Source organism: Pseudomonas sp. 5C2, from assembly GCF_034314155.1.
Lineage (GTDB): Bacteria > Pseudomonadota > Gammaproteobacteria > Pseudomonadales > Pseudomonadaceae > Aquipseudomonas.
Genome location: NZ_JAVIWH010000002.1, coordinates 1,928,355 through 1,943,136 on the forward strand (window position 1 = coordinate 1,928,355; position 14,782 = coordinate 1,943,136).

At 59.1% G+C, this 14,782-nt stretch carries 15 protein-coding genes and 1 tRNA gene; 10 read left to right on the plus strand and 6 right to left on the minus strand.

Annotated elements, in window-relative coordinates:
- Nucleotides 1–106: 106 nt before the first annotated feature.
- From RGU44_RS09515 to RGU44_RS09540, 6 genes are all read left to right on the plus strand, one after another.
- A complete protein-coding gene (locus RGU44_RS09515; RefSeq protein WP_322216859.1) occupies nucleotides 107–1,144 on the plus strand; it encodes a branched-chain amino acid ABC transporter permease in 1,038 nt (345 codons plus the stop codon).
- Nucleotides 1,141–2,943: a branched-chain amino acid ABC transporter ATP-binding protein/permease gene (locus RGU44_RS09520; protein ID WP_322216862.1), complete on the plus strand. Its 1,803-nt coding sequence runs from the start codon at nucleotides 1,141–1,143 to the stop codon at nucleotides 2,941–2,943. Before RGU44_RS09515 ends, RGU44_RS09520 begins: the two co-directional genes overlap by 4 nt.
- Nucleotides 2,940–3,734: an ABC transporter ATP-binding protein gene (locus tag RGU44_RS09525; RefSeq protein ID WP_322178797.1), complete on the plus strand. Its 795-nt coding sequence runs from the start codon at nucleotides 2,940–2,942 to the stop codon at nucleotides 3,732–3,734. Before RGU44_RS09520 ends, RGU44_RS09525 begins: the two co-directional genes overlap by 4 nt.
- 107 nt (nucleotides 3,735–3,841) lie before the next feature.
- Nucleotides 3,842–4,828 carry a 2-dehydropantoate 2-reductase gene (locus RGU44_RS09530; RefSeq protein WP_322178796.1) on the plus strand — a complete coding sequence of 329 codons (987 nt, stop codon included), beginning with the start codon at nucleotides 3,842–3,844 and terminating at the stop codon, nucleotides 4,826–4,828.
- Nucleotides 4,829–4,851: 23 nt separating this feature from the next.
- Nucleotides 4,852–5,616: a class II aldolase/adducin family protein gene (locus tag RGU44_RS09535; RefSeq protein ID WP_322178795.1), complete on the plus strand. Its 765-nt coding sequence runs from the start codon at nucleotides 4,852–4,854 to the stop codon at nucleotides 5,614–5,616.
- A 15-nt stretch (nucleotides 5,617–5,631) separates the two neighbouring features.
- On the plus strand, nucleotides 5,632–7,203 hold the full coding sequence (locus RGU44_RS09540) for a methyl-accepting chemotaxis protein (RefSeq protein ID WP_322216865.1): 1,572 nt from the start codon (nucleotides 5,632–5,634) through the stop codon (nucleotides 7,201–7,203).
- A gap of 18 nt (nucleotides 7,204–7,221) precedes the next feature.
- Here the strand turns inward: RGU44_RS09540 and RGU44_RS09545 are convergent, their stop codons facing one another.
- Nucleotides 7,222–8,202, minus strand: coding sequence for an AraC family transcriptional regulator (locus tag RGU44_RS09545; protein ID WP_322216867.1), 981 nt, complete (start codon nucleotides 8,200–8,202; stop codon nucleotides 7,222–7,224).
- Between RGU44_RS09545 and RGU44_RS09550 the strand changes: the two genes are divergently transcribed.
- The 4 genes from RGU44_RS09550 to RGU44_RS25005 all read left to right on the plus strand — a co-directional run bounded on the left by RGU44_RS09550 (nucleotide 8,188) and on the right by RGU44_RS25005 (nucleotide 10,166).
- The gene (locus RGU44_RS09550; RefSeq protein WP_322216869.1) at nucleotides 8,188–9,045 is read left to right on the plus strand and encodes an MFS transporter; all 858 of its coding nucleotides are present in this window, start codon (nucleotides 8,188–8,190) and stop codon (nucleotides 9,043–9,045) included. The two genes, RGU44_RS09545 and RGU44_RS09550, sit on opposite strands and share 15 nt — an antisense overlap.
- A gap of 110 nt (nucleotides 9,046–9,155) precedes the next feature.
- On the plus strand, nucleotides 9,156–9,632 hold the full coding sequence (locus RGU44_RS09555; protein WP_084317873.1) for a MarR family winged helix-turn-helix transcriptional regulator: 477 nt from the start codon (nucleotides 9,156–9,158) through the stop codon (nucleotides 9,630–9,632).
- A 142-nt stretch (nucleotides 9,633–9,774) separates the two neighbouring features.
- Nucleotides 9,775–9,945 (plus strand): hypothetical protein, encoded by a 171-nt coding sequence (locus RGU44_RS25000; RefSeq protein WP_407074679.1) that lies wholly within the window; start codon nucleotides 9,775–9,777, stop codon nucleotides 9,943–9,945.
- Between the two features lie 71 nt (nucleotides 9,946–10,016).
- Entirely contained in the window at nucleotides 10,017–10,166 is a 150-nt protein-coding gene (locus tag RGU44_RS25005; protein ID WP_416194637.1) for an OprD family outer membrane porin, read from the plus strand.
- Nucleotides 10,167–10,470: 304 nt separating this feature from the next.
- Here the strand turns inward: RGU44_RS25005 and RGU44_RS09565 are convergent.
- From RGU44_RS09565 to pheS, 5 genes are all read right to left on the minus strand, one after another.
- Nucleotides 10,471–10,547 (minus strand) — tRNA-Pro (locus RGU44_RS09565).
- Nucleotides 10,548–10,637: 90 nt separating this feature from the next.
- Nucleotides 10,638–10,994 (minus strand): MerR family transcriptional regulator, encoded by a 357-nt coding sequence (locus RGU44_RS09570; protein ID WP_219061984.1) that lies wholly within the window; start codon nucleotides 10,992–10,994, stop codon nucleotides 10,638–10,640.
- Nucleotides 10,975–11,277 carry an integration host factor subunit alpha gene (ihfA, locus tag RGU44_RS09575; RefSeq protein WP_002553164.1) on the minus strand — a complete coding sequence of 101 codons (303 nt, stop codon included), beginning with the start codon at nucleotides 11,275–11,277 and terminating at the stop codon, nucleotides 10,975–10,977. Before ihfA ends, RGU44_RS09570 begins: the two co-directional genes overlap by 20 nt.
- A gap of 3 nt (nucleotides 11,278–11,280) precedes the next feature.
- Nucleotides 11,281–13,659, minus strand: coding sequence for a phenylalanine--tRNA ligase subunit beta (pheT, locus tag RGU44_RS09580; RefSeq protein ID WP_322178688.1), 2,379 nt, complete (start codon nucleotides 13,657–13,659; stop codon nucleotides 11,281–11,283).
- Between the two features lie 36 nt (nucleotides 13,660–13,695).
- Nucleotides 13,696–14,712 carry a phenylalanine--tRNA ligase subunit alpha gene (gene pheS, locus RGU44_RS09585; protein WP_322178687.1) on the minus strand — a complete coding sequence of 339 codons (1,017 nt, stop codon included), beginning with the start codon at nucleotides 14,710–14,712 and terminating at the stop codon, nucleotides 13,696–13,698.
- Nucleotides 14,713–14,782: the final 70 nt, after the last annotated feature.

Consider the following 14,782-nt stretch of genomic DNA (forward strand, 5'->3'; position numbering starts at 1 on the left):
CGAAACCCGGGCGCACAGCCCACTGCGCGCCCTGCCCGATTGCCGGCGAGTCAACCCGCGCCGGCAATCGGGCCTGATATTCAATCTGTAGAAAAGAGCTCTCATTATGAATTTCCAGATAGCCATGCTGCTGGGCCAGGACGGTATGACCAACGGCGCGATCTATGCGCTGTTGGCCCTGTCGATCCTCCTGGTGTTCACCGTGACCCGGATCCTGTTGATTCCCCAGGGTGAATTCGTGACCTACGGCGCCTTGACCATGGCCACGTTGCAGAGCGGTCACCCGACTGCTCTGGTCTGGCTGCTGCTCGGCCTGACGCTGATCGACTGTGCACTCGATGTATGGGGCGCGGCACGTTCAAGCCAGGCCTTTCGGTTCCCCGTGCGCATTCTCTTCAAGCTTGGCTATACAGGCCTGCTGGCGGTGTTGATCAACACCTTGCCGTTGGCCGAATTGCCGATGGCGGTCCAGGCTTTGTTGACGCTGGCGTTGGTTGTTCCGCTGGGCCCGCAAATCTACCGACTGGTGTTCCAGCCGATCGCCTCGGCCAGCTCATTGGTCTTGCTGATTGTATCGATCGCCGTGCACGTCAGCATGGTCGGTATTGCGCTGTTGCTGTTCGGCCCTGAAGGCGCCCGCACCCAACCGTTCTCCGAAGCTAGCCTGGAACTGGGCCCGGTCACCTTCAACAGCCAGACGCTCTGGGTGCTGGCCGTGTCCCTGGGGCTGATCGTCGGGCTGTACCTGTTCTTCGAGCGCACGCTGTATGGCAAAGCCCTGCGTGCCACCGCGGTCAACCGCATGGGTGCCCGGCTGATGGGTATTTCGCCGACCCTCGCGGGCAAGTCGACCTTCCTGCTCGCCGCGCTGATCGGCACGCTGTCGGGGATCCTGATCGCGCCGATCACCACGCTGTATTTCGATTCCGGTTTCGTCATCAGCCTCAAAGGCTTTGTCGGCGCGATCATCGGCGGACTGGTTAGCTATCCGGTCGCCGCGCTCGGCGCTCTGGCGGTGGGCCTGATCGAAGCATTCTCGATGTTCTGGGCCAGTATCTACAAAGAGATCATCGTGTTCACGCTGATTATTCCGTTCCTGCTTTGGCGTTCGTTCACCAGTCGTCATGTGGAGGAAGAAGAATGAATTCGCGCTATCTGTTGCTTGCCCTGTTACTGGTGGTGGGCGTCGCGCCGCTGCTGTTGCCGCCGTACTACGTCACCCTGCTCAATTACATCGGCATGTACGCCATGGTCGTATTGGGGTTGGTGCTGCTCACGGGTGTCGGCGGCATGACCAGTTTCGGTCAGGCCGCGTTCGTCGGGCTGGGCGCCTACACCTCAGCCTACCTGACCACCACTGAACAACTGCCGGCATGGTTGGCCTGGGCCGGAGCGTCACCGTGGCTGACGCTGCTGGCGGGCGTGGTGCTCACCGCCTCAGTGGCACTGATTCTCGGCGCCCTGACACTCAAGTTGTCAGGGCATTACCTGCCGCTGGGAACCATTGCCTGGGGCCTTTCGCTGTACTACTTGTTCGGCACCCTGGAATCCCTCGGCGGTCATACCGGCGTCGGCGGCTTGCCATCGATTTCATTGTTCGGCCTGAAGCTGGATAAGGGCGAGAATATTTTCTACCTGATCTGGGCCCTGCTGTTGCTGGCAATCGTCGTCACGCAGAACCTCCTGAATTCTCGCGAAGGCCGCGCCATTCGCGCACTTAAGGGAGGCCAGGTAATGGCCGAGTCGATGGGGGTCAACACCTTCCGCTCGAAGATGGTGATCTTCGTCATCTCTGCGGTGTTCGCGGCCATTTCCGGCTGGCTCTATGCGCACACCCAACGCTTCGTCAACCCGACGCCGTTCGGTTTGAACATGGGCATCGATTACCTGTTCATGGCCCTGATCGGTGGTGTCGGCAGCGTGTGGGGCGCCCTGCTCGGCGCGGGCGTCCTGACCATGCTCAAACAATGGTTGCAGGACTGGTTGCCGCACTTGCTGGGTAACACCGGCAACTACGAAATCATCGTATTCGGCATCCTGATCGTGGTGCTTATGCAGCGCGCACCGTGTGGTCTGTGGCCCTTGTTGACGCGCCTGATACCGGCCCGGTTCAAGGTCCGCGCCAAGGTCCTGAATGTCGACGCCAAGGCTGCACCCCTTCCCCTCCGGCAACTGCCCAAACATGGCGAGCTGATCCTTGAGGCGCGGAATGTGACCAAGCGCTTCGGCGGACTGGTGGCCAACAACGACATGAGCCTGGAAATCCGTTCGGGTGAAATCCTCGCGCTGATCGGTCCCAACGGTGCCGGCAAAAGCACCATGTTCAACCAGCTCTCCGGCGTCGATACACCGAGCAGCGGCGATGTGCTGTTCATGGGTCAAAAGATCAACGGCCTGAACTCCCGGCAAGTGGCGCGCATGGGCATGAGTCGCACCTTTCAGCACGTGAAGCTGCTGGGCAACATGAGCGTGTTAGAGAACGTCGCCATTGGCGCGCATTTGCGTGGCCAACAAGGCGTGCTGGCGGCGGCCCTGCACCTTGATCGTCGCGAGGAAGCCGAACTGCTCGGCGAAGCCAGACGTCAGCTTGAGCGCGTAGGCCTGGGCGACTATTTGTATGAAGAGGCAGGGAGCCTGGCACTCGGCCAACAGCGGATTCTAGAAATCGCCCGCGCCTTGTGCGCCGATCCGTGCCTGCTGCTGCTCGACGAACCCGCCGCTGGCCTGCGACTGAAAGAAAAAGAAGCCCTTGGCATCCTGCTCAGTCGCCTGCGCAGCGAAGGGATGGCGATTCTGCTGGTCGAGCACGACATGGACTTCGTCATGGGCCTGGTCGATCGCGTGGTGGTCATGGAGTTCGGTCAGCGGATCGCCCAGGGCTTGCCCGAAGACGTACAGAAGGATCCGGCCGTGCTGGAAGCCTATCTGGGAGGAGTTGAATGATGAACATGCAAGTGGAACCGCACCTCGCACCGCGCAACCAGGTCGACGACGCCGTGCTGGAGATCAAAGGCCTGAGCGTGGCCTACGGCAAGGTCGAAGCGCTGAGCGACGCCAGCCTGACCGTCGGCAAGGGCCAGATTGTGACGGTGATCGGCCCCAACGGCGCCGGCAAGACCACCCTGCTTTCGGCCATCATGGGCGTGCTTGGCTCCCGGGGTCAGGTGCATTTCGACGGCAGCCTGGAAACCTTGCCGGAAGTGGAAGTGATGGTCTCGCGGGGCCTTGGCCTGGTGCCGGAAAAACGCGAATTGTTCACCAGCATGAGCGTGGCCGACAACTTGCTGCTCGGCGCTTTTCAACGCCATCGCCGGGGCGACCGTCGCTACAGAGAAACGCTTGGCGAAATCTACGAACTGTTCCCGCGCCTGTGGGAGCGCCGCGAGCAATTGGCGGCGACGTTGTCCGGCGGTGAACGGCAGATGCTCGCCGTGGGCCGGGCGCTGATGGCCAAGCCCAAGCTGCTGATGCTCGACGAGCCGAGCCTGGGCCTGGCGCCGCTGATTACCCGGGAGATCTTCCGCATCATCACCGCGCTGCGTGAGCAAGGGGTATCGATTCTGCTGGTCGAGCAGAACGCGCGTGCCGCCCTGCGGGTAGCCGATTACGCCTATGTATTGGAAACCGGTCAGATCGCCATGCAAGGCCCGGCGCAGAAACTGGCTGATGACCCACGCGTGATCGAAGCCTATCTCGGCCTGGCCAGCAAGCATCAGGAAATGCTCGCCAACTGACACCGCGCCCTTGCAGGAGCTGGCTTACTAGCAAGCCGGCCTTCCTACAGGGGACTGTTGTTGTGTTCAACAACCTATCGCCCCCTTGTGAATAATCCGGAGTCACGATGAACGCTTCCTCCTTGCGCATCGGCATCGCCGGCGCCGGTGCCATCGGCTGCACCCTAGCGGCCCGTCTTGCGGGTAACGGCCATACGGTCAACGTACTGGCCCGAGGTGAAACCCTGACCGCCATCCGCCGTGACGGCATCCACTTATCCGATCTGGACGGTCATCATCATGTGCGAGTCGAGGCCAGCGACAACGCTGCCAGCCTTGGCGTGCAAGACCTGATTTTTCTCTGCACCAAGGCACAAGCCCTGGCCAGCCTGCTGCCACAACTGCAACCGATGATCGGCGCCGAGACGGCGGTGATCCCGGTGATCAACGGCGTGCCGTGGTGGTACTTCCACGGTGAAGGTGGACGCTACGAAGGGCAACGGGTGAGCGCGGTTGATCCGCAGTCGACACTCAACCAGGCCCTGGACCTGCGCCACGTGATCGGCTGCGTGGTGTTCATCACCGCGCACTGCCCGGCCAACGCCGTGGCTGAATCGAACACCCCGCACCTGATGATTTTCGGTGAGCCTGACAACCGCCTTAGCGCCCGGCTGGAGCGTGTGCGCGCACTGATCGAAAGTGTCGGCATAGAAGCACGAGCCACCGACCGCATTCGCGACAATCTGTGGACCAAGATCATCGCCAACCTCACCTCCAACCCGCTCTCAGTGATTACCGGCGCGACGCTTGATCAACTTTACAGCCTGCCGGAGTTGCGCGACCTGGTCAGCAGTTGCCTGCACGAAGCCTTGCTCACGGCCGCCGCGTACGGCGCGCGCGTGAGCATCGATCCACGGACCTTTCTCGAACTCGGCGCCGGCATGGGCGCGGTGCGCACCTCGATGCTGCAGGACTATGAAAAAGGTCGCCCTCTGGAGTTGGCCGCCATCGGCGACGCAGTGCTGGAGTTGGCCGATGGCATGGCGATCCCGATGCCCGTTACTCGACACCTCATTGCCCTGGCACGCTTTCGCGGCGAACAGGCCCGTCACTGACTCACTACGACAAGGACTCCGACATGGACCACACCCTAATGGCAAAACCGCATGCGTACAGCGACGAGGAATGGGCACTGCGCGTGCAACTTGCGCACTGCTACCACCTGGTGGATTTCTTCGGCTGGACCGAGACGATCTTCAACCATATTTCCGCACGCCTTCCTGGCCCGGCGCACCATTATCTGGTCAACCCGTTCGGCCTCAATTACACCGAAGTGACGCCAGAGAACCTGCTTAAAGTCGACCTGCACGGCAAGAAGCTCGAGGACTCGCCCTACGACGGTAACCCAGCCGGTTTCGCCCTGCACAGCGCGGTGCACGGTGCCCGTTCGGACATCCAGTGCCTGATCCATACGCACACCACGCCGATATCGGCCATCGTCATGAAGAAGGCCGGTTTTGCCCATAACGACTTTTACGGTGCGCAACTCTACGGACGGATCGGTTACCACACCTTCGAAGGCATCACGCTGTTCGACGACGAAAAGGCGCGGATGATCGACAGCCTTGGTGACAAGCACATCCTGGTGCTGCGCAATCACGGCATTGCCGTCGGCGAAAGCAGCATTGCCAAGGCGTTCTTCCTGCTGTGGACAGTGCAGCGCGCCGCCGAAATCCAGTGCCAGGCCGGCGCTCTGGGCGGTGAGGACAATCCGCTGCCTGAAGCGATCAGCCAGAAGTGTGCCGAACTCACGGCCATGCTCATTCGGGACAGCGGCTTCGCTGTAAAATTTTTCGACGCCATGGTTCGCAAAATGCGCGCCGAACGCGGCCAGTGCTGGTAATCGCGGGAGCATTCAGTGGCTAAGTCAAAGGAATACACGCCACCGGTCATCGTTGCGGCGCAGCCAGAAATCCCGATCTCGCGCCTGGATACTCTCGGCCATCTGATGGCCTGCAACGATGCCTATGTGGCGCTCAGTGGTTACGCCCGAGAGGAGCTGCTGAACCAACCGCACGAACTGATCAATCATCCGCTGATGCCCAAGCGAGTCATTGATCGTATGTGGGAGACCTTGCGCAGCGGCGTGCCCTGGACAGCGCCCATGATGGGTCGCGATAAACAGGGCACGACGTTCTGGTGCAATCTCTATGTGGTGCCACTGCTGGAGGGCGGTCAGCTGAATGCGCTGGGTACGGCGTATCACCCGATGGACGCCGCCCAAAGCCTGCGAGCGGAAAAACTCTATCGACGCTTGAATGACGGCCACGGCCCACTGACTTTTGCCCGGCGCGTGCAGGAGCATGCCAGCACTCAGGGCATCGCCTGGCTGCTGGGGTTTGGTGTCACGGGCGCCATGGTTGTCGGACAGATCGACCTGGCACCCGGCCTTCTGGTGCTCGGCGGAGTATTCGCCGCGAGCTGGCAATGGCGAGCCAGACAACATGCGGACGTCCGCCGGATCATGGCCCGGCACGATCAGGTCTACAGCGACGCGTTGCTGGCCCCGCTTCAGGAAGGCAGCGCCAGCGTTGCCAACCGTTTTGACATGGCCCTTAACAGCCAGAACACGCGGATGCGCACGGTCATGTCGCGCATCCGGATCAACGGCGAGACCGTGCGTCAACGCGCGCAAGAATCGTCGACACTGGTGCAGACCCAATCCGGGCACCTGCAACGGCAACTTGAAGAAGCCGAGCAGTCCGCCGCGGCGGTCCATCAAATGAGTGCCACGATCCAAGAGCTGTCGCGCAACCTGCAACACGCGGCCGAAGCCACCCAAGCCGTCGACCGCCTGGCTCGCGATGGTGACCGGATGTCTGGGCAAAGCCAGCGTTCGATGACCGGCCTGTGCACCTCGGTCGAGGAAATTGGCCAAGCCGTCAGCCGCCTCGCGGAATCGATCGAATCAATCAGCGGCGTCGCGCATGTGATTCGCAGTATCGCCGAACAGACCAATTTGCTGGCGCTGAACGCGGCCATCGAAGCGGCACGCGCCGGCGAGACCGGACGCGGTTTCGCAGTGGTCGCCGATGAGGTACGCAGCCTCGCGACCCGCACCCGCGAATCCACTGAACAAATCCAGCGCTCCATCGAGCAGTTGCGTGAAGGCAGCGCCCTGGCCCTCGCCACAGCGCAACGCGGCGAATCGGCCGCGCGGGAGTCAAGCGAAGACGTATCGCAGGTCCAAACCGCGTTGCGGCGCATCTGCGAGGAAGTCGGACAGATCTCCGGCATGAGTTTGCAAATGGCCTCGGCCATCGAACAGCAAGGTCAAGTCGCGCAAGAGATCAACGGCCAGATTTCCCAGATCGTGAATTTGGCGCAAACCAGCAGCGATCAGTCCCGACGCAGTACCCAGATCGGCGAGGAGCTGCATCAACTGGCCAACTCCCAACTCGACCTGGCCCAGCGGTTTCTACAGGGCTGAACGATTCATCCTCATGCATCAGGCCTGACGTCGCAGGGTCTCGGAAGGCAGGCAGCCGTACTGTTTGCGGTACTGCATGGCGAAATGACCGAAGCTGGCGACAGCGTGACGCAACAGGATATCCGTCACGCTGTCGGTCGGGCCAGCCTGCTGCAGGGCTACGTGAACCAAAGCCAGCCGACGAGTGCGGACATAGTCGCTGGGGGTTTGCTGAAGAAACCGCGTGAAGCCATTTTGCAAGGTGCGGATCGACACGTCGCAGAACTGCGCCAGGCCCGCCAGCGCAATCGGTTCGGCCAGGTGCTGTTCGATGAAGTCGCGGGCCTTCTTGACGTGGTGAGGCATTGGTTGGCGCTGGTCTTGCAGCAGATCGACCGAATAATTGTGCGGCAACTGCGTCAGCAGCACCGACAGCAGATAGTCCGACAGGCTCCCGCCCATGGTCGAGGTCAGCAGCGTCTGGCTGGCGTCGCCATAGAGCTGGCAGATGTAATCCAGGGTGGTCCTTACCGTCGCCATGCCCTGATGCTCGGCGTCGACCTGAATGTCGAACAGCAACGGCTGACGCAAACGCCGGTTGAGCAACACTTGCAGCTGACGCTCGAGGGCTTGGCGATCGACGCGCAAAATCAGGTTGCGGCAGTCCTTGTCGATACGAATAAAACTGCGTTCAGAAGGCGAAGAAATGGTCAGCCCACCCTTGCGCAAAATCGCGCTCTGCTTGCCCAGGCTGACCATGCCGCTGCCTTCCAGGGTGACCCGAATCAGGTAGTAGCCACTGATATCCCCGGCGTCGATTTCCACCGGTGCACCGTAGTGCAGATCGAACAACGCCGAGCTGCCGAAAAACACGCCATACAGCTGCGATTGCAGGGCGCCGCCCTGCTGCATTTTCATCTGGTGGGGCCACAGGTAATGACTGACCCGATCCTTGACCTCGCCAAACCCGCCGGAACTCAGAAGGCAATGATGACGGAGCGAAGAGTGTTGATCGAACATGCTGAAGCACCTCCAGAAAATGACACCGTTACCCGCAGGCACGTCGATAATTTAGTGGAAATGGGAAGCAATTTTCACGCCACGCAAACGCTTTCTGCGCGCCCGGAACAGCCTCTGCGCCTGATGCATAGAGTCAAGGCAAACAAGGGCTTGAAGCTGGATGCGGCGGGTAATGTCCACGCGCCCAGCATGAAACAGGCATTCAAGTTCCTGACAGTGCACCGCAAGACCTTTTTCTGCCACTACCTGGGGTTTTCGTTCTACGCGATGACACTGTTCTGCATGCTCAGCTGGACCCCGGCCTTCTATATGCGCAAATTCGGCCTCGCCCCTAGCGATACCGGCTACATGCTCGGGATCGTGGTGCTGCTGGCCAATACCAGTGGCGTGTTTTGTGGCGGTTGGCTGATCGACTGGCTGGCGAAAAAAGGCTACAGCGATGCGCCGATCCGTGCGGGAGTCATCGGAGCGATCGGCATGGCCGTGCCCGCCATCGCGTTCACCAAGGTCAGCGAACTGTGGATGTCCGTGGCGTTGCTGGCACCGGCGATGTTCTTCGCTTCGTTCCCAATGCCGGCCTCGACCGCGGCCATGCAAATCCTGCCGCCGAATCAGATGCGAGCGCAGATCAGCGCGCTGTTCCTGCTGATTTCCAATCTGATCGGCCTGGGTCTTGGTACCACGCTGGTCGCGCTGCTCACCGACCGGCTATTCAAAAATCCGGCCATGGTCGGCTCATCGATTTCCCTGCTAAATGCCTTCGCCGTCGCACTCACCCTGCTCTTGCTGATCAAGGGGTGCCGCCACTTCCGTGAGAGCCTCAAACACGAAGGCCTGGCCTGACGTCCTCACCTGAGGCACGCTACGGCGTGTCTGCTGGTTTTTTGCCGCGGGCGGCGCGACAATGACGCCCGCTATCAAACCCGCTCACCTGAAAGACTACGCCAACCTTTATGACCACCCCGAAAAAGCGCCTGAGCCGATACAACCCCGCCAGCGAAGACTTCAAGAAGGAAGAGTTTCCCTTCTACTGGCTGGCTCGCCTGCACGGTCGCTACTCCATGGCCATGGAGAAAGCGCTGAAAAAAATCGATATGGACATACCGCGCTGGCGGATTCTGTTCATCCTCAAGGAAAATGGCGAGTCGAGCATTTCGGAAATCTCCATCCACGCCATCGCGAAGCTCTCGACCATCACCAAAATTGTCTATCGCATGAAAGCCGACGGCCTGGTAGAAACCAACACCAGCGCCAGCGACGGACGCGTGACTCAGGTCTCACTCACCGATGTCGGCCGCCATACCATTGAAGAAATCCAGCACGGCACCAGCGATATCTTCCGCACCAGTTTCAAAGGCCTGACCGAAGCCCAGATCACCAAACTGAACGGAACGCTGGAAAAAATATTCAATAACCTGCCGGAAGACTGACCCGCGATGGGCATTGGCGATAGTTTGCACGCCTTGAATAGCGGCCGTGTACAGCAGAAATCCGATGATTTAGATTTCTGCTTTTTATGGGCACAGCATTCACCATCGATAGCTGATCCCTTTACAGGCAATCGCGCAGTGCGTGAATTACAGAGCGACCAAAGACATGACCTTGCAGTACTACTACGGCGACGGCGTCACCAAAGGCAAGGTCGACAGTCGCCTGAGCAGCGCGCAATTCACCTACCTGGTGAACGGCCCCACCTTCGCCGCCGGCCTGCAACAAGTCAGCGGCGACAGCGATGCAGTCTGATTGAGCCAGGGCGACGGCTCGACCGCCTGCTTCAGATCGGCAAGTTCCAGCGCGCCGGGGAAACCACTTGGCTGGCTCGCCATAACTATGACTTTGCGAAAGTCGGGATTCCCGGCCTGAGTTTCCTGGGCATGTACGAGAGCGACTCAAACATACGTACTCCCACTGGCGACAAAAGTGAGTGGGAACGTAACCTGACCGTGAGCTACGTGGTCCAGTAGGGCCCGCTGAAGGACCTGAGATTGCCCTGCGCCACGCCTCACTGCGCACCGGAGTGTCCACGCAACGGGACAGCGATGAGCATCGCTTCTGAGGAGGCTCTTACCGCTGGATCGCGCTGCATTAGCGTGGTCGAAATCGTCGATCCAGCTCACTTATCAAGCTGGACCAAAGCCCTGCCCGGAACAAACACCGACCTTGGAATCAGCTGAGGATTCCACCCAGAGCCAGCCGATTTGTAGGGGTAAAAACGCAGGCAAATAAAAAAGGGTCGCGAGATAAAATCTCGCAACCCTTTGAATTATATGGTCGGGACGGAGTGATTCGAACACTCGACCCCTAGCACCCCATGCTAGTGCGCTACCGGACTGCGCTACGCCCCGACTAGGCGTGAATCTATTATCGCAACCTGCGAAAAACGATTAGAAATATACCCTAACCGTTTGAATTATGGAAGTATCTGGACAACCGATTCACTTGCGCAATACCACCAATACATCTTCCAGCTCTGAAATCATCTGGTGGATCATTTGCTTGTATTGCGTGGTGTCGTCCTTTGCCTCATCACTGGACATGCGCAAACGCGCACCGCCGATGGTGAAGCCCTGCTCATAGAGCAAAGCGCGGATCTGTCGGATCATCAGCACATCCTGTCGCTGATAATACCGGCGGTTTCCGCGTCGCTTGACCGGATTGAGTTGAGGAAACTCCTGCTCCCAATAACGCAGAACGTGCGGTTTTACCGCGCAGAGCTCACTGACTTCACCGATGGTGAAGTAGCGTTTGCCTGGAATGGGCGGTAGCTCGTCGTTATGACTTGGTTCCAGCATAAGCCTCAACTCGGGCCTTCAACTTCTGCCCTGGACGAAAGGTGACCACACGGCGAGCCGTAATCGGGATTTCTTCTCCCGTCTTTGGATTTCTACCAGGCCGCTGTCGTTTATCGCGCAGATCGAAATTGCCAAAACCGGACAATTTGACCTGCTCGTTATCTTCCAGAGCGTGCCTGATTTCCTCAAAGAAAAGCTCTACCAGTTCCTTGGCTTCTCGTTTGTTCAGGCCTAGCTCTTCATACAGACGTTCGGCCATCTCAGCTTTCGTCAGAGCCCCCATACGCTACTTCCTTAACGTGGCGTTTAACCTTTCCTCGAGCGAGGTGAGGATTTTATGCGTCGTCGCATTTACCTCATCGTCATTAAGAGTGCGCGATGGATGCTGCCAGGTCAAGCCAACTGCTAGGCTTTTTCTATGCGGATCAATGCCTTTACCCTGATACACGTCAAATAGCCTGAGGTCCGTGAGCCATTCGCCTGCGTTTTCACGAATAACATCCAGCACCGCCGCTGCCGGAACATCACGATCAGCTACTAAAGCAAGGTCCCGACGAACTTCCGGGAAGCGCGAAAGCTCCTGGAATTTCGGCAAACGACCTTGAGCCACTTCCGCCAGCACCAGCTCAAAAACGAAAACCGGACGGTCCAGACCCAAGGTTTTCACCAATTCTGGATGGAGCGCACCCACATACCCAACTTCCCGACCATCACGCTCAATGCGAGCGGTCTGGCCTGGGTGCAGCGCGGGATGATGCCCCGGCGTGAAGCTGAACGCTTCCAGCGCACCGGCGAAACCGAGCACTGCTTCGACGTCGGCTTTGACATCAAAGAAATCAATCGCATCATGGCCTTGTGCCCAACCTTCAGGCAGTCGGCTGCCACAAATGACACCAGCAAGCATTGGCTCTTGCTTCAAACCTTCCAATTGACCGACAAACCGCAGACCGCTTTCAAACATGCGCACACGATCTTGCTGGCGATTGAGGTTGTACTGCAGGGCCTTGACCAGACCTGGCCACAAAGAAGAACGCATGGCGGCCATGTCGACCGAAATCGGGTTGGCCAAGAGCAGAGGCTCTACGCCCGGATTGAACAGCGCGAACCATTTTGGATCAATAAAGCTGTAGGTGATCGCTTCCTGATAACCACGGGCAACCAACAAGCGACGAAGCGCAGGCAGATCACCCTGCGCTTCCGCCTTGGCTTGAGGCGCCAGGCGTGCCTGCGGGTAACGAACCGGCAGGCGGTTGTAGCCATACAGCCGCGCCAGCTCTTCGATCAAGTCGACTTCCAGACTGATATCGAAGCGATGGCTTGGTACTTCTACCCGCCATTGCCCAGCTGATTCAGAGGAAACCTTCAGATCAAGACCGGTGAGCAGGCGCTCGACCTCAGCCGAATCCATTTCCATGCCCAGCATCTGGCTGATCCGTTCAGCGCGAAGAATGACCGGAGCAACCGAAGGCAGATACTGTTCGCTGACAGCTTCTACGATCGGACCCGCTTCGCCGCCAGTTATTTCCAGCAACAAGCCTGTCGCCCGCTCCATGGCTTCGCGTGCAAGCTGCCAGTCCACACCGCGCTCGTAACGGTGAGAAGCATCCGTGTGCAAGCCATAAGAGCGCGCTTTGCCAGCGACCATAATGGTGTCGAAGAACGCGCTCTCCAGAAAAATATCGTGAGTCTTGGCGCTGACGCCACTGTGTTCGCCCCCCATAACGCCGGCAATGGCCAAAGCGCGCTGATGGTCCGCGATCACCAGGGTGTCGGCACGCAGGCTGACTTCCTGACCGTCGAGCAGAACAAGCTTCTCGCCATCTTCTGCCATGCGGACGCGTATGCCGCCGTTGATTTCAGCCAGGTCGAATGCGTGCAGCGGCTGACCCAGTTCGAGCATCACATAGTTAGTGATATCGACTGCGGCATCAATGCTGCGCACATCGGAACGACGCAGACGCTCCACCATCCACAGCGGCGTCGGACGGGACAGATCCACGTTGCGCACCACGCGGCCCAGATAACGTGGGCAAGCAGCAGGCGCCAGCACCTCGATAGGACGCACTTCGTCGTGCACAACCGGCACTACAGCCACCTGAGGACGTTTGACTTCAGTGGCGTACAACGCGCCCACTTCCCGTGCCAGACCGGCTACCGACAGACAATCGCCGCGATTAGGCGTCAGATCGACTTCAATGCTCGCATCGTCCAACTCAAGGTAAACACGAATATCCTGACCCACTGGCGCATCGGCAGGCAGCTCCATCAAGCCATCGTTGCCCTCGCCCACTTGCAGCTCGGCTGCGGAGCACAGCATGCCGTTCGACTCAACGCCACGCAGCTTGGCTTTCTTGATCTTGAAATCGCCGGGCAGTTGAGCCCCAATCATGGCAAACGGAATTTTCAAACCAGGACGCACGTTGGGCGCGCCACACACGACCTGAAAGGTCTCTGCGCCATTGCTTACTTGGCACACACGCAGCTTGTCGGCGTCTGGATGCTGTTCGGTGCTCAGCACCTCGCCTACCACCACGCCAGTGAATTCACCGGCGGCCAGCGTAACGCTGTCAACCTCAAGACCGGCCATAGACAGACGAGCGACCAGCTCGTCGCGGGAAACTGGCGGGCTTACCCAGCCACGCAGCCATTGTTCACTGAATTTCATCCTGCTCTCCAAATAGATTCGTTACGGGCGTGCGACCTAGCGAAATTGCGCGAGGAACCGCAAGTCGTTGTCGAAGAACAGACGCAAATCATTGACGCCGTAACGCAGCATGGCCAAACGTTCAACACCCATACCGAAAGCGAATCCCTGGAATTCTTCAGGATCTATGCCGGACATACGCAGTACGTTCGGATGGACCATCCCGCAACCCAGGACTTCCAGCCAGCCAGTTTGCTTGCACACACGGCAGCCTTTGCCGCTGCACATGACGCACTGGATATCGACCTCAGCTGATGGCTCGGTGAACGGGAAAAAGGACGGACGGAAACGCACCGCCAGTTCTTTTTCGAAGAACACTCGCAAGAACTCTTCGATCGTGCCCTTGAGATCAGCGAAGTTGATATCGCGATCAATCAGCAAGCCTTCGACCTGATGGAACATCGGCGAATGGGTGATATCCGAATCACAGCGATAAACCCGGCCCGGGCAAACGATGCGAATAGGCGGTTGTTGCGTTTCCATGGTCCGCACTTGCACCGGAGAGGTGTGGGTGCGCAGCAGCATGCTCGCATTGAAATAGAAGGTGTCATGCATCGCCCGCGCCGGATGGTGGCCAGGGATGTTGAGCGCTTCGAAATTGTGGTGATCGTCTTCGACCTCGGGGCCTTCGGCGATGCCGTAGCCAATATGAGTGAAGAATTGCTCGATCCGCTCCAGCGTTCGGGTAATCGGATGCAGCCCACCCGAGGTCTGACCACGTCCCGGCAGGGTCACGTCAATGCACTCCGCCGCGAGCCTGGCGGTCAGTTCCGCCTGCTCCAACGACGCTTTACGCGCATTGAGAACCTCTGTGACACGCTCCTTGGCGAGATTGATGAGTGCGCCGACTTGCGGACGCTCTTCAGCAGGCAAATTACCCAGGGTCTTCATCACCTGAGTCAACTCACCCTTTTTACCAAGGAAGTGAACCCGGATTTGCTCCAGGGCATTGATATCTTCAGCGTGTTGCACGGCCTCAAGTGCTTGAGAGACCAGCGCATCCAGGTTTTCCATTTACAGACTCCAGATACGAAATAGGGGAAGAGCTTAAAAGGCTCTTCCCCTATTTATGACGTTTAACACC

Bases quoted from the DNA above. Each gene is read 5' to 3' on its own strand.
- RGU44_RS09515 (WP_322216859.1), top strand. From the start codon at position 107: ATGAATTTCCAGATAGCCATGCTGCTGGGCCAGGACGGTATGACCAAC.
- RGU44_RS09520 (WP_322216862.1), top strand. From the start codon at position 1,141: ATGAATTCGCGCTATCTGTTGCTTGCCCTGTTACTGGTGGTGGGCGTC.
- RGU44_RS09525 (WP_322178797.1), top strand. From the start codon at position 2,940: ATGATGAACATGCAAGTGGAACCGCACCTCGCACCGCGCAACCAGGTC.
- RGU44_RS09530 (WP_322178796.1), top strand. From the start codon at position 3,842: ATGAACGCTTCCTCCTTGCGCATCGGCATCGCCGGCGCCGGTGCCATC.
- RGU44_RS09535 (WP_322178795.1), top strand. From the start codon at position 4,852: ATGGACCACACCCTAATGGCAAAACCGCATGCGTACAGCGACGAGGAA.
- RGU44_RS09545 (WP_322216867.1), bottom strand. From the start codon at position 8,202: ATGTTCGATCAACACTCTTCGCTCCGTCATCATTGCCTTCTGAGTTCC.
- RGU44_RS09555 (WP_084317873.1), top strand. From the start codon at position 9,156: ATGACCACCCCGAAAAAGCGCCTGAGCCGATACAACCCCGCCAGCGAA.
- RGU44_RS09570 (WP_219061984.1), bottom strand. From the start codon at position 10,994: ATGCTGGAACCAAGTCATAACGACGAGCTACCGCCCATTCCAGGCAAA.
- ihfA (WP_002553164.1), bottom strand. From the start codon at position 11,277: ATGGGGGCTCTGACGAAAGCTGAGATGGCCGAACGTCTGTATGAAGAG.
- pheT (WP_322178688.1), bottom strand. From the start codon at position 13,659: ATGAAATTCAGTGAACAATGGCTGCGTGGCTGGGTAAGCCCGCCAGTT.
- pheS (WP_322178687.1), bottom strand. From the start codon at position 14,712: ATGGAAAACCTGGATGCGCTGGTCTCTCAAGCACTTGAGGCCGTGCAA.